Below are 14,471 nucleotides of genomic sequence, written 5' to 3'. Positions count from 1 at the left end.
AAGACCCAGTTCGCCGTTGTCTTCGGCGAGAGGTTCGTCAGCCAATGACGAGGCCGGCCTCGCGCACAGAATTCCTGACAGTCCCCACGTCGTGCGGAAGATGGAGGCGAAGTCCTCCTGCATCTGATGCCGACGGCACACGACACCCGATGTAATCCGCATGCCTTCTTAGCATCACTCGAGGCACAGATCCCAGCTAAGACGGTCGTACAGCGTTGATTGTAGCGCGCAGTTAGTCATTCCCACGCGCTGTCAACTATTCCTGCCCAGACGGTCAGGACGGCGCGCTGGTTGCCGAACTGCTGCTTTCGAAGGGCTACATGGTGCATGGCCTTGAGCGGCGAGCCTCGTTGATCGGGAATACCAAGCGCACCGACCACCTCTATCAAGACCCGCATGAGGATCATCCCGACATGGTCCTGCATTACGGGGATATGACGGATACCACAAACCTGATCCGTCTCCTGCAGGAGACGCAGCCCGACGAAATCTACAATCTGGCTGCGCAAAGCCATGTGCAAGTCTCTTTCGAGACCCCGAATATACGGCCAATGCCGACGCTCTCGGCACACTGCGACTGCTGGAAGCGATCCACATTCTCCGCCTCGAGGAAAAAACACGGTTCTACCAGGCCTCCACGTCCGAACTCTTCGGTTCAGTCCAGGGTGTCCGCAGGGGGAGACTACCCCGTTTTATCCGCGCTCGCCCTATGCGGTGACGAAGCTCTACGCCTACTGGATCACGGTGAACTACCGTGAGGCATACGGGCTCTATACCAGTAACGGGATTCTGTTCAATCACGAAGGACCGACGCGGGGCGAAACCTTTATCACGCGCAAGGTGACCCGTGCAGTAGCTGCGATTATGGCAGGTAAACAGGACTGCATCTATCTTGGAAGCCTGGAGGCAAAGCGCGACTAGGGCTCGGCGCGCGACTATGTCGAGGGCATGTGGCGCATTCTGCAGCACCACGAGCCTGGCGACTTTGTGCTCGCGACCGGCGAGACGCATTCGGTCCGCAGCTTTGTCGAGGCTGCCTTCAGGCGGGTCGGGAAGGAGATCGTCTGGGAGGGCGAAGGCGTCGACGAGGTGGGCCGCGAACGCAGGAGTAACCAGGCGCTGATCCGGATAGACAAGCGTTATTTCCGTCCGACCGAGGTTGACCTGCTGATCGGCGACGCCTCCGAGACGGCCACCAAGTCAAATCCAGTCCCGCCGGGCATTTCACCAGTACCGGAGCAGCTTTAGGTGTGCGCGGGAAAGAGGAAGTGTCCAGCAGAATCGGAATCATCATGGGCTCACCTCGAGGAGGTTGATGCAGGCACCTATGTCGTAAGTCATGCTGTTACGTATCGGGACCTCGCCAACCCGCACACCGCCAAACAGGCCGTGTAGGACCAGGCGGATTGAGTCGCTACGTTGTGGATCAAACATATCGTAAAGGCACTGCCGGTTGTCGCGAGTGTCCTCGCCCCGCGTAGCGTCATCTTAACGTTCCGCAACGCCCGATAGCCGCAAACAAACTCCCGTAGTCGCGGCCAAACCCTAAAGCTGGCGAGAAATACGCGGTATATCCGCGTGGCTGTCCGGCTAATTTCTTGGAGGTAAATTCGGAAGGTGCGAGCTCTTGCAGCCCTTCATTTTCATCGCAGGGTTACATGACACATTCTTCACCTCTCCGCCCACGCGCACCAGCGGCACGTCATCACGAGATCGTTGTTTTGGGAGGCGGCATAGCAGGTGCGAGCGTTGCTTATCATCTTGCGAAGCTGGGAAAAAACGATGTCGTTCTCTTGGAGCGGAACACGCTCACTTCGGGAACGACTTGGCATGCTGCCGGCCTAATTATGCAGACGCGTGGCACCCATTCACTAACCGAAATCGCAAAATACAATGCCGAATTGTACGATGCTCTCGAGGCTGAAACAGGCCAGGCTACCGGGTTGAAACGCAACGGTACGCTTGGCGTCGCCCGGACCAAGGAACGTCTCCACGAAGCCGCCCGCAACGCCTCGGTAGCCAAAAGCTTTGGTCTTGAAGCCCATATGATCTCTCCGGCTGAGGCAAAGGCCCTTTATCCTGCAATTGACGATTCTATAATCGAGGGGGCGGTGTTTATCCCCCGAGACGGGCAGACCAACCCGATCGACACTTGCATGGCGCTGGCGGCAGGAGCCAAGCAGAATGGCGCCCGGATTTTCGAGAACCAGGAGGTGAAGGACCTGTGGCGTACGCCGGAGGGTCTCTATCAGCTGCAGACCGACCATGGGGTCATTGAGGCCGAAACCTTGGTACTGGCCTGCGGGCTTTGGACACGTGATTTGGCAGCCCGGCTAGGCGCGCGTGTCCCCCTTTATGCAGCCGAGCATTTCTATGTGGTCACCGAACCAATGGACTTCATTCGACCGACGTTGCCGGTCCTGCGCGACACCGATGGCCACGTTTACCTGAAAGAAGACGCAGGCAAGCTCCTGATTGGCGCTTTTGAGCCTTGGGGCAAGCCTGTCGCAATGGACCGGTTGCCAAAGGATACGGCCTTTATCGAGCTCTGGGAGGACTGGGACCATTTCGAATTGCCGATGACAAAGGCAATCGAAATCCTTCCCGAACTTGCCAACGCCGGAATTGCGAAGTTCTTCAATGGACCGGAGAGCTTTACCCCGGACTTGCTGTTCATGATCGGCGAGGTTCCGGAACTGAAGAACCTATACGTTTCGGCAGGCTACAATTCCGAAGGTATCGAATACGGTGCGGGAGCCGGAAGGGCTTTGGCTGAATGGATCGTCGCCAAATCGCCGCAGATGGACATCAGCTTCGTCGATGTGGCTAGATTCCACCCGTTCCAGATCAACAGACGCTACCTGCACGATCGCACAGCTGAGGTGCTCGGCCTGCACTACAAGATGCATTGGCCGAGTCATCAGCGAGAAACCTGCCGTGGGGTGCGCAAGAGCCCGCTCCATGATCGTTTGGCGGAGCTTGGCGCAAGTTTCGGCGAGGGCATGGGATGGGAACGTCCAATGTGGTTTGCGGAGAAAGGTCAGTCCACGGACAATGTTTATTCGTATAACGAGCCCAACTGGTTCAGAAACACCGCTGAAGAATGCCGTGCCGCGCGCACGGATGCGGTGCTGTTCGACCAGAGCTCTTTCGGTAAGCATCTTGTCCAAGGCCGCGACGCCTGCCGCTTTCTCCAATGGCTTTGTGCCGGCAATGTCGACGTACCAGTTGGCAAGCTTGTCTACACGCACATGCTCAATGAAAAAGGGGGCATTGAAACTGATATCACCGTAAACCGGCTTTCGGACACCGAATATCTCATCATTTCATCGGCCACCGTCCATCCACGCGACACAGCTTGGATCCGCAAGCATATCACCAGCGAATGGAGCGTGACACTCACGGACGTCACCTCGGCCTATGCGGTACTGTCGCTCCAGGGGCCAAAATCACGCGAAATACTGTCCAAGGTCACGGATACAGACCTTTCGAACGAGGCCTTTCCGTTCGCGACGAGCCAGGAAATCGATGTCGGTTATGCGAGAGTTATCGCCAACAGGCTGACTTATATCGGAGAACTGGGCTGGGAGCTCCATATTCCCACAGAGATGGCCCAGCACGTTTTTGATGTCCTGTGGGAGGCAGGAGCTGAGCACGGGTCACGGGCTGCTGGCTATCATGCGCTCGAGCACCTCCGCTCCGAGCGAGCCTATCGCGAGTATGAACTGGACCTTACCCCGGTGGACACCCTGCTCGAAGCCGGGCTCGGATTTACGATCGACTGGTCGAAGGCTGGTGGATTCCAAGGCAAGGATGCGACGGAAGCCCAAAAGGCAGCAGGGACACCGCGCAAGCGGCTCTTGTCGTTCAAGCTGCGGGATCCAAAGCCCCTGCTCTTCCGCGAGGAGCTCATCCGCTACAATGGCGGCATTGTCGGCTACATTTCCTCCGGGGTCCGGAGCTTTACCTTGGGGTCCTCGATAGGACTCGGCTACGTCAACAACGCTGATGGCGTCAGTCGGGAGTGGATCGACGCTGGACGTTGGCAGATCGAAATTGCCGGAGAACTTTATGATGCGGACGTCTCACTACAGGCCTTCTTCGATCCAAAAGGCCTGAGAGCCAAGGTCTGACGGGCACCTTGCTTTCAGAAAGGCGCAGTGATGCTTAAAATGAAAGTAACAAAACGCCTGTTCAGCTTCTATCTCGCGCCTGGATTTTCCCTACAGGCCTTTTCGTCTGCAGTAGAGGCCTTGCGGCTTGCCAATGAGGTGCTTGAATCGGAGGTTTATGCTTGGCGGATTGTATCTGACGACGGGCACCCTGCAAGATCGAGTTGCGGACTTACCATCTCGGTCGATACGTCGCTCAAGGACGAGCGCAGCTTTATCGGAAAGATGGGCTTATTCCCCTCGGTCGCTGTGGTGTGCGGGGGTAGCCACCCCCCGACCGTCAACCGGACGGTACATGGCTGGTTGCGGGAATGCCGAGCTCGGAAACTAAGTCTTGCTGGCATCGCGAGCGGGGTCTTCAGCATCGCGCAGACAGGCCTGGCCGATGGACGAAAATGTGCAGTGCATTGGGAACAGTATCCTGCATTCGTAGAACAATTTCCGAATGTTGCCGCAGTTCAGTCTGCTTTTGAGATCGACGATGAGACGTACTCCTGCTCGGGTGGAGATGCTGCTTTCGACATGTTCGTGCAGTTTGTCATCGAAGACTGTGATTCCCTTGTAGCGAGCCGAGTGTGCGAGAAAGCTGTCGCTATGAGGGTTCGTCAGCCTGGAGACCGTCAGCGACTGCCCCTGCATGCAGGGGCAGCCATACAACATGATGGTTTGTTGAGGATCATCGAGCAGATGGAGATGCATCTCGACGAGCCGGTCGCTCTCAAGGACGTGGCCGCTTCAAGCTGTTTGTCCCGGCGCCAAATCGAGCGCATTTTCTCCCAGAAAATAGGACGGTCGCCTGCACGATATTATCTTGATATGAGGCTCGAGCGCGCACACTTGCTCATCTTGAATTCGCAGCTTCCAATCGTCGAGATAGCGATGGCCTGTGGGTTCGTCTCGGCGTCCCATTTTTCAAAGGCTTATCGCGACAGTTATGGAATGACCCCGCGCGAGGCACGGTCGGAAGCCATAGAGCGCTTACGGCGGGGCCCAGCCGCTAGACCTGTTCGGCACATTGACCAGGTCGAGCGTGCGTCCGGTCGCCAAGCCAACGCAGCCCAGAACGCCTGCTCTTAGTCCCGCCAGTCGCACGTGACTTTAATCACATACACTCATCACAGACCATAGTTGATGGCGCTAAGTGTTGAGAACGTAGGGCTTGAACTGGGGCGTACTGCCTAGACCAGGATGCCGACAGGAACGCGGGAGCGATGAAGTGGACGGCGATGACGGCTGGGAAACTCGACCCGATCGACTTCAAAATCCTCGACGCCATCCAGCGCGATGGACGCATCACCAAACTAGCACTGGCCGAAAAGGTCGGCCTGTCGCCAACCCCGTGCTGGGTGCGGCTGCGGAATCTGGAGAAAGCAGGCATCGTCTCGGGCTATCACGCCCGGATCGCTATGCGCACCGTTGCACCCGTCGCTACGGTGTTGATGGAGGTCACGCTGGCCAGCCACCGCCAAGCTGATTTTGACCGTTTCGACCGCGTCATTCGCGACATCCCCGAGATCGTCGCCTGTTGGTCCGTAGGGGTGGCGTCGACAATGTTGTGAAGGTGATGGCGCGCGATATCGACGCCTACCAGCGGCTGGTCGATAGCCTACTGGAGCGCGAGATCGGTATCGACCGTTACTTCACCTACATTGTCAGCAAGTCGGTGAAGGATGACACGGTCTTGCCTCTAACTAGCCTTCTCCCGACCCAATCGTAACGGGGTCAGGCGAGAGTTTATCTAGCTGGTCTACACATTAGAGAGATTCTCTCCCCGGGCAGGCTGCAAACAGTCTCTCTGTCTGCCACTCACCGGTAGTCTTCCCGCGTGAAATAACCTGGGAGGCTTCGACGATGTCCGCGCACTTTTCCCGCACGATCCGCCACGACGCGCTCGACCGACTCGCCGACCGTCGGCTGCTGCGTGCCCTTGCTTATGCGACAAGCCCGTATTCCGTGGCATTGGCGCGACCGACAACCTCTGCCTCGTCGTCAAACGGCGTCACCGCGGCAATCGGACCGAAGGTTTCCTCACGCATGATGAGCGCCTCATCGGCCACTCGACCAGGAGGGTAGGTTGATAGAAACGCGATCCCACTGCCTCAAGCTTGCCGCCGGCAAGGCAGCGTGCGCGGCGGAATATCGCATCGGCGACCTGCTCCTCGACCTTCCTGATTGCACGCTCATGCATCAGCGGTCCGATTTCGGTATCGTCGGCGAGCCCGTTGCCTACCCGTAAGGTCTCAATCCGTCGGGCAACGGCTGCGCAGAACCGGTCATAAATCGGCCGCTGCACATAAATGCGATTGGCAGCAAGGCAGTCCTGGCCCGAAGTGGCGAATTTGGCGTCGATAGCAATGCTTACCGCTTTGCCGAGATCGGCATCGGCGAAGATGATCAGCGGAGCGGGCCCTCCGAGTTCCATCACCAGCCGCTTCATCGTCGGAGCACTTTGCGCCGCGATCAATCGGCCAATCTCGGTCGAGCCGGTAAAGCTCAGGACGCGTACGCGCGGATCCTCGCACATCCGCCCGACAATGACGGGAGCTTTTCCGGTGACGACAGTGAAGACACCGGCCGGCAGCCCGGCGCGCTCGCCAAGCTCGGCCAGCGCGAGTGCCGACAGCGGCGTTTCAGATGACGGGTGCGCGACGACAGTGCAGCCGGCGGCAAGTGCTGCAGCAGCCTTCCGGGTCAGCATCGCCGATGGAAAGTTCCACGGCGTGACAACTCCGACGACGCCGAGCGGCTCGCGCCGCACCATCATTTCAGCCCCTGGCAAGTGGCTGGTGACGCTCTCTGCGTTGAGGCGTTTGGCTTCCTCTGCGTACCATTCGATGAAGGACGCGACGTAGTCGATCTCGCCAGGGATTCCTTGAGCGGCTTGCCCTGCTCAAGCGCACGCCGGAAAGGCCGAGAAGCGGCGTTGATCGTCTTGGTTGTCTGTCCGGCATCAAGGGCGGCGACATAGCCTGCCAGACGACGTCGGAGACGATGACGCCCGACAGCGGCGCATAGTCGGATGTGAGGCAGTGCTGGTCAAGGGTTCCGATAAGCTCGGATCGCTTGGCCACGGCTGGACCTATTCGGCGCATCCAATCTGCGTTGCTGCCGGTGTCGCCAATCTCGAACTTATCGACGAGATGGATTTGGTCAGGAATGCTGGCGAGACCGGCGCCTATTTCCGCACGGAACTGGCGAAGGCGGTCGGTGACCACAAGAACATCGGCGACGTGCGCGGCGACGGCATGCAGATCGGGCCGCAGGTGGCGACAGCGCTTGCCGCGGCACGTTGAGCTGCCCAGCCTTGTAGCGCGCGGCGTTGATGGTCTTGGTGAAGCCGATTTTGCCCGGCTGCGCGCGGCTGTAGATAAATTCGGTCGTGTCCTGCAGGATAAGGATCGGACCTTCGTTCGTCGCAACGCGCGCCGCATTCGCGGCGAAATGGCCGGCGAGAACGCTGTGTTCGGTCACACGCGGGTTGTCAAAGAAGCGGTAGGCCGCCTTCGCCGCTGCCCAGTCGCCACAGGCCGCCGGGATCGGCTTGCCCGGCGCTGCTGACAGCTGATCCAGCAACCGCTGCAGCCGACGGACCAGACGCTTTGTCGGGAAAGGCCGCCGCGCAAAGCTCTTCCGGCCAAGCGGGCTTCGGCGTCACGGACAGAATCACGGCAGCTTCATACGGCGCAATAGGCCCGCCGACGATGTGGGTAATCGAAAGCCTCACCGGACGGTTACGATACATCAGCAGACCATGCCTATAAAGTGCCAAGCCACACACCGGCCGGTTGGCCATATTCAGGGGTTGAGATCGAGGCGAGCGTGGCGACATTGATTATGCGATCGAACAACGTGTTCCGATAAAGCGCAGCCAGAATTCCACCAAGCAGCGCGAGGGGAACCGCTACCAGCGCGGTAGCGAGGGCCAGAAACAGAGTGTTGAACAGCCTGGGTCGTATGAGTTCGCCAATATCTCTGCCATTGGCGAGGGCCGTCCCAAAGTGACCATGAAGCACATCCGCCAACCAATGAAGGTAACGAAGATGGATGGGAATATCCAAGCCAAGACTCCTTCGGAACGCCGCGACAGTCTCCGGCGTGGCCGCCTGTCCGAGCATTTCCGTGGCGATATCGCCTGGCAGGAATTGAACGCCGGCAAAAATTATCAGCGAAAAAATCCACAAGCAGCACGCCTAGAGCGACGCGCTAACCGATGATCTTTGTGACCGAGAACATTTGACTATCGCCTCAATCAAACATTGGCGAACCACCAGCGTTCGACGCAGCGGAAACCGTCCAAATCCCAGTTGCCCATCGCAAGTAGCCAACCGCTTTTGATCATTTCTTGGCGGCGGCAAGTCCTCCATGCTCTCCAAATACCCCGGCATCGAAACCGGCCGACAGCTCGCATGAGGATCCTGGAAGGCAGTGTGCAAAAAAGTCATCTCGCCAGTGACATTTTATGTGTTGCACTGTTTGTGGCCGGCGATGATAAGGTTGACGTCTAGACAATGTTTACCCCTGCAAGATGCGGTCAGTTTGGGTATAGAATCATCTTCGCCTGGAAGTAAGCAATCACAATCCAGCGTTAGCCCATCAATTTGCGACGGGAGGGCGGCGCGCTTGTCCGAAAGAAGGATTTGAGGATGGTTTCCGAGTCAACGCGAACCTTTTGGAAAAATAATGTTATTTGGGACATGCTTTATCCGCTGGATATGTTAAATCAAGCGTATGGCTGTAGTGAAAAATATCTCGATCATTATATCAACGCCGGAGTAAATTTCACTTCGATTTGCTTTGCGGAAGATACTAGCAGCATTGATTACGCGATTAAGAGCATCTCTCTGCAGCGGAAGCTGATCCACTCGAGGCCTGACGTCCTCATTCACGCTTTGACGGTGGATGATGTGTTGCGTGCCAAGAAAGAAGGCAAACTCGCTATCGGAATGCAAACGCACGGTACTGGCTGGTTTGGCAAGGATGTCGGTGTTCTAGAAGTTTTCCGTGAACTTGGACTTCGAGTTGTCCAGCTCGTCTTCAATGCATCCAATTTTGTTGGGGGCGGCTGCTCTGATAAGGCCGATGGTGGTCTAACTACATACGGCACACAAGTCGTCCGGGAGATCGAGCGGCTAGGTATGGTTGTTGATCTCGCTCATGTCGGTTACCGCACTACGCTCGACGTGTTAAACATGGCGACCCGGCCGCTGATTTTTTCACATGTTGGCATCATGGGAGTTAACCGACATTACAGGAACGTTCGCGACGACCAGCTTCGCGCGGTTGGTCAAAACGGCGGCGTGATTGGCCTCTCCGGGAACAGTGCGTACATCGGCGACGAAACCGGATCTATGTCGGCCATATTCCCTCATCTGGATTATGTCGTGCAGCTTATCGGTCCAGACCATGTTGGCTTCGGTTTTGACTTCGTGTTCGAAACAGATTTACTAGATGAGTGGGCCAAAAACATAGAAGACGAGTGGCCTGATTCAAAAGATCCGAACTTTAAAGGGTTTCGTTTTCAGAGACCTAAGGACGTGATAGAGCTCGTACAACTGATGTTCGATCACGGCTATTCTGAAGACGCAATTAAGAAGATTGTGTCCGGCAATTTTATGAGGGTTTGCCAAGAGATATGGTAACCGCCTCGCCCCCTTTTTGGCCGTATACATGACAATATTTTTCAACCCAGTGACAAAGCGGGATAGTAGCCGCCCAGCGCTTCCAGTAAATTATAGTCACCATTGACGCCAATTTCTAATTCGGTATCCAGGAATCTGGTTAATCTCTGTAGGGTCTCAGTGGAAGGTTGGGGAGGTGTTCTATGAATATTTCTGTGCCGCTTCACGGCAAGGTGGCTTTAGTGACCGGATCTACAAGTGGCATCGGTCTGGCAATCGCTCGCTTGCTCGCGGCGAACGGCTCCGATGTGGCGCTAAACGGTTTTGGGTCTCCCGATGAGGTTGCCGAAATCATCGCTTCGATCAGCAGAGATACCGGCCGAAAGGCACACCACTTTCCCCATGACTTATCCGATTTCACGGAGGCGAGCGATCTGGTTTACTCTTGCGTTCCAAGCGGAGGCGCGAAAATCCGCCTATGTTGCCGCGAAACATGGTATTCTCGGGTTAACAAGAGAGGTGGCTCTTGAAGGCGCTCGACTAGGTATAACCTGTAACGCGATATGCCCCGGCTGGGTTTTGACGCCTTTGGCGGCAAAACAAGTCGCGAGAAAGGCGGCAGAACTTCAAATCTCGTTCGACGAGGCAGCGCAAAAAATCGTGCTTGCCGATATGCCCACTGGTCGATTCGTCGATCCGAGCGAGATCGCCGCGGGTGTCTTGTTCTTCTGCAGTGATGCAGCAAAGTCGATCACCGGCGTCGCATTGCCAATCGATGGTGGCGTTTTGGTTACCGGAACGCGGTTGGTTTAACTCTCTGCCGATCAGAATGCGTCAGGATGATGCTCTAAAAGGATGACCGGCATGAGCGCAGCCATCCACGATAATGGACGCTTTCGACGACAAAACCAGATAATCGTGTTGCCCGTCGCTAGCCGGTTTTCGGACTAGCCAAAGACGGGTTCAACGCTCTCCCTAATCTAGCTGGACTTGGGCTACAGCATCGTAGCTCACTAACGAGGAATATGCACGATGAGCCGCCCCGATCCTAAAAACGTTAAGCGCGTCGCCTGCATCGGAACAGGCACCATTGGTGGTGGATTTGTCGCCCAGTTCCTATGTAGCGGGTATGATGTGGCTGCATATGATCCTGGTAAGGACGCCCGGGATTTCCTTGAGCGTTTGTTGGACCAAGCGTGGCCTGTGCTTGAGAAGGTTGGTTTGAAGCCTGGCGCTTCAAGGTCGCGGCTGCACTTCACTCAAGACATCGAAGAGGCAGTTGCCGGTGCCGAGTTTGTACAAGAAAGTGTACCGGAAGATCTCGAACTCAAAGTCCGTATGTATGAAAAGCTCGATGAGCTGGTCCCGCCTCAGATCGTGATCGGCTCGAGCACTGCTGGCTTCCCGATGACGGACATTCAAAAGCGCTGCAAGTTTCCCGAACGCACCGTTGTCACACACCCTGTAAATCCACCTTACCTCATCCCGCTTATCGAGGTTGTTGGAGGAGAAAAAACCGATCCCGCTGTCCTTGATTGGACTGTTGAGTTTTATGAAGCGGTTGGGAAGCGAGTTCTCCGTATGGAGAAGGAAATCTACGGGTTCATGATCAACAGGCTTCAAGTAGCCCTATTTCGTGAAGCGCTTCATATGATCGCGGCAGATCGAGCAACCGTTGCCCAGATTGATGACTGCTTGACCCATGGGCTCGGGCTGCGATGGGCATGCATGGGTCCCTTTGCCACGTTCCATTTAGGAGCTGGTGATAGCGGCTTGAGATCACTATTGGATTCTTATGGAACCGTAGACTGGTGCGCTCCCTATGTTACGGAATCGCCACTACCAGATTTGACCCCCGAATTACTCGATCGAATTCTTCAACAAGCCCAGGAAGTTATCGACGGCAGAACCATTTCCAAAATGGTCGACGAGCGAAACGCGACTATCATAGGGCTTCTCAAGTTGCGAGAAGCTAGTCGCGTTGCTGCTTCGCAAAAACAGTAGTACGCCGAAAGAAACCTTGGAGACAGTATGACCACCGTGTTTGAACATATCGCCCGACCTCGGCCATTAGCAGCCTGTCATTCAGGAACTTTCATCAACTTTTTACTTCGCCATACCAATGGGTAACAACATGAATAATAGACAACCTTCAACGAAGCTGGGCCGCCTGTTTGCCCAACTCCGTGCCGCGTCTTCCTCTGGCGAGCCGCGTGAATGCCTTGAAACGATGTCGGGGAGGACACAGCAAGTGGATGGACTTCGTTCAGAATCGCGGTTCGGTGATCTTGCCCTTACAATCGATGAACCGGTGAGTTTCGGCGGGACAGGAGCCGCACCAAATCCCGCCGAGGTGATGTTGGCTGCGCTTGGCGCCAGCATCGAAGTGACGATCAGATGCTACGCCGATTTTTTGGGGATTCAGGTGAGGTCGATCGGCGTAGAGCTGTCGGCAGAGATGAACAGTCAGGGTTTTTTCGGAACGAGCGAAGGTGTTCGAGCTGGCTTTCCCGTAATATCCGCGACTGTGAAAATTGTCAGTGACGAGGAGCCAGAAGCCATGTCCCAATTGCTGGAAATCGCGGAGCGTTGCTGCCCCGTGCTCGATAACGTCAGGCATCCCACCGAAGTGGCGCTATCTTTCGATCTTGTAAAGCCTATTGAAGATTGAAGGAGCACGCGTCTCCTGTTTCGGCGCAATCCCGCGCGAGCGTGAGCTTGCCAATACAAGTCATCATGACCGACGACGGGACGACGTTCAGCACTCGGAAGACGGCCGCAAGCAAACAGGGCCAAATCTTCTCGCCAGCCAACTCACCACTACAGCATCAACTAACCCGCCGTGCCCAGTTCGGCGCTTGTGTTTGCGGCGGCAGTGACCCTTTGAAAGGAGGGACGGCCGAGACCCAAGATCTGGAGGGAATCCAGTGCTCGCGAGCCGCGGCGACTTGTTTGTTAGCAGCGCCTGCGCGCTCTCGGAACTGAGCACCTTCCCCCGTAGACGGTTCGAAGGAGAGCCGTTGCGCCAACGGGCTCGGATGGGCTGACGTACGCCACGTCGTGCTGACGATACGTTCCCAGGTGTAAAGGCGGGCCGCAAATCAATCACTCATCGACTTGATGACTGGGCTGGGCGGAAACGTGCGTGCAACTATGGATGCAGTAAGCCTGATGTTCGATCTCAAGCTACCTCGCGCTGCCGTCTTGCCAGATAATGTTCGACTGGCTGCTTCACTCGTCGTCCAAGAAGAAGGCTCCGGCGACGCCGCCGTAGGCTTATGTGGACGGCATCGATTTGATTCAACCAGCACGACTGGCGAGAGGTCTGCGCCGCTCGATCAAACTTAACGAGGATTTACTATGGATACATTTGTGACATGTGCTGTGACGGGTGGTGGTGAAACGGTTTCGCGACACCCAAGGATACCAGTCACACCCAGGCAAATAGCGTATGCAGCCATCTCTGCCGCACAGGCAGGAGCCGCCATTGTTCATATCCACGCTCGCGACCCTGACACCGGCCAGCAAAGCCGAGATCCAGAGCTGTTTGCCGAAATCGTGTCTTTGATCCGCGACAGCAACGTGGACGTTATCGTCAATATCAGCTGCGGTATGGCTGGCGACTTGGTGCTCAGCGATGCTCCGGGACACGGGTTGGCAGGGCCAGGAACCGATGTGCTTGGTCCAGTCGACCGGCTGCAGCACTTGGAGCGCCTTTGCCGCGAGCCGAGATTGCGGCCAGAGATCTGCACGCTCGATTGCGGATCAATGAACTTTGGTGACGGCGCTCTGGTATACTTGGCTCCAGCGACTTATCTCCGACGAATGGCCAAGCACATTCGTTCGCTGGGCATCAAACCTGAGTTGGAAGTTTTTGAATTGGGACATCTCGCCTTCGTGCACAAGATTTTTGCAGAAGAGCTGCTCGAAGGGGTCCCCTTGATTCAGTTTTGTCTCGGGCTCCCCGGTAGCGCTCCCGCTGAATCCTTCGTTCTGGACGCATTCAAACAGTTGGCGCCGTCGGAATCGATTTGGAGCGCCTTTGCAATCGGTCGAGACCAAATGCGATTTGTCGCATTGGCCGCGGGCAACGGAGGTAACGTTCGAGTTGGTCTCGAGGACAATCTTTACCTCGAAAAGGGCGTTTTTGCTGACAATGACACGCTCGTAGAGCGGGCAGTCAGCGTGATACGGAGTATGGGCGGGAGCATTCTCACTGCGGCCGAAACACGGCTTAAGCTAGGCTTGGGAAGGCCGAGCCCGTCCAGATAACGGGACGGCGGTGCCCAAAGTTGGGCGACTGCCGCTCTCGTCTCAGCGCCGTTTCAGCTTCACGGCAGACGGCAAGCGAATGGGTAGCACCGAACAATACGCACGAACTGAACATGCGCATCGCGGGATAGAGGAGTTGGCATGGTAAGGCTCGCGGCAGATCAAAACCATAGCCTTTGGCTCAGACATCGCAATCCTATCGAAGTGCCCCTGCGGTCGATCGTTGCCGCGCTATCGCCAATAACCGCTGCGGATCTCTGCTGTCAGATGAAGACACCCATGACGCTCCATCGCCTCTACAAGAGCTGCGCCAGAACGCTGGCCTCGATCGTGTCCGTCTTGATCTTGGCATAGGCGATGATGCGCACCTGCTTGGGGTTTGCGATCACCACTTTCTTCACATGCGGCG

General features: G+C 56.5%; 8 protein-coding genes and 6 pseudogenes. 11 read left to right on the top strand and 3 right to left on the bottom strand.

The window, feature by feature from the left end:
• Positions 1-287: 287 nt before the first annotated feature.
• The 4 genes and pseudogenes from gmd to NKJ23_RS33510 all read left to right on the top strand — a co-directional run.
• Positions 288-1,200, top strand: a pseudogene (gene gmd / locus NKJ23_RS33525) (GDP-mannose 4,6-dehydratase); the annotation flags it as partial.
• Positions 1,201-1,658: 458 nt separating this feature from the next.
• On the top strand, positions 1,659-4,133 hold the full coding sequence (locus NKJ23_RS33520; protein WP_352684993.1) for a GcvT family protein: 2,475 nt from the start codon (positions 1,659-1,661) through the stop codon (positions 4,131-4,133).
• 39 nt (positions 4,134-4,172) lie between these two features.
• Complete coding sequence (locus NKJ23_RS33515; protein ID WP_352684990.1) at positions 4,173-5,249, top strand: GlxA family transcriptional regulator; 1,077 nt, start codon at positions 4,173-4,175, stop codon at positions 5,247-5,249.
• 149 nt (positions 5,250-5,398) lie between these two features.
• Positions 5,399-5,889, top strand: a pseudogene (locus NKJ23_RS33510) (Lrp/AsnC family transcriptional regulator).
• A gap of 217 nt (positions 5,890-6,106) precedes the next feature.
• Here the strand turns inward: NKJ23_RS33510 and NKJ23_RS33505 are convergent.
• Positions 6,107-7,067, bottom strand: a pseudogene (locus NKJ23_RS33505) (aldehyde dehydrogenase family protein); the annotation flags it as partial.
• Positions 7,068-7,201: 134 nt separating this feature from the next.
• Between NKJ23_RS33505 and NKJ23_RS33500 the strand changes: the two are divergent.
• A pseudogene (locus tag NKJ23_RS33500) lies at positions 7,202-7,459 on the top strand (aminotransferase class III-fold pyridoxal phosphate-dependent enzyme); the annotation flags it as partial.
• A gap of 193 nt (positions 7,460-7,652) precedes the next feature.
• On the opposite strand, the pseudogene NKJ23_RS34830 reads toward NKJ23_RS33500, so the two are convergent.
• Together NKJ23_RS34830 and NKJ23_RS33490 are read right to left on the bottom strand one after the other, a co-directional pair.
• Positions 7,653-7,787 (bottom strand): annotated as a pseudogene (locus NKJ23_RS34830) (IS4/Tn5 family transposase DNA-binding protein); the annotation flags it as partial.
• A gap of 140 nt (positions 7,788-7,927) precedes the next feature.
• Positions 7,928-8,353, bottom strand: coding sequence for an ABC transporter permease (locus NKJ23_RS33490; protein ID WP_352684988.1), 426 nt, complete (start codon positions 8,351-8,353; stop codon positions 7,928-7,930).
• Positions 8,354-8,815: 462 nt separating this feature from the next.
• On the opposite strand from NKJ23_RS33490, the gene NKJ23_RS33485 reads away from it, so the two are divergent.
• The 6 genes and pseudogenes from NKJ23_RS33485 (at position 8,816) to NKJ23_RS33460 (ending at position 14,062) form a co-directional block, all read left to right on the top strand.
• Positions 8,816-9,811 carry a dipeptidase gene (locus tag NKJ23_RS33485; RefSeq protein WP_352684986.1) on the top strand — a complete coding sequence of 332 codons (996 nt, stop codon included), beginning with the start codon at positions 8,816-8,818 and terminating at the stop codon, positions 9,809-9,811.
• 182 nt (positions 9,812-9,993) lie between these two features.
• A pseudogene (locus NKJ23_RS33480) lies at positions 9,994-10,179 on the top strand (SDR family NAD(P)-dependent oxidoreductase); the annotation flags it as partial.
• A gap of 13 nt (positions 10,180-10,192) precedes the next feature.
• Entirely contained in the window at positions 10,193-10,603 is a 411-nt protein-coding gene (locus NKJ23_RS33475; protein ID WP_352684984.1) for an SDR family oxidoreductase, read from the top strand.
• Positions 10,604-10,822: 219 nt separating this feature from the next.
• Positions 10,823-11,794: a 3-hydroxyacyl-CoA dehydrogenase NAD-binding domain-containing protein gene (locus NKJ23_RS33470; RefSeq protein ID WP_352684982.1), complete on the top strand. Its 972-nt coding sequence runs from the start codon at positions 10,823-10,825 to the stop codon at positions 11,792-11,794.
• Between the two features lie 118 nt (positions 11,795-11,912).
• A complete protein-coding gene (locus tag NKJ23_RS33465; protein ID WP_352684980.1) occupies positions 11,913-12,461 on the top strand; it encodes an OsmC family protein in 549 nt (182 codons plus the stop codon).
• 689 nt (positions 12,462-13,150) lie between these two features.
• The gene (locus NKJ23_RS33460; RefSeq protein ID WP_352684978.1) at positions 13,151-14,062 is read left to right on the top strand and encodes a beta-keto acid cleavage family enzyme; all 912 of its coding nucleotides are present in this window, start codon (positions 13,151-13,153) and stop codon (positions 14,060-14,062) included.
• Positions 14,063-14,471: the final 409 nt, after the last annotated feature.

Source organism: Mesorhizobium sp. M0184 (assembly GCF_040322215.1).
Lineage (GTDB): Bacteria > Pseudomonadota > Alphaproteobacteria > Rhizobiales > Rhizobiaceae > Mesorhizobium.
This window is presented reverse-complemented; position numbering and strand designations above follow the sequence as displayed.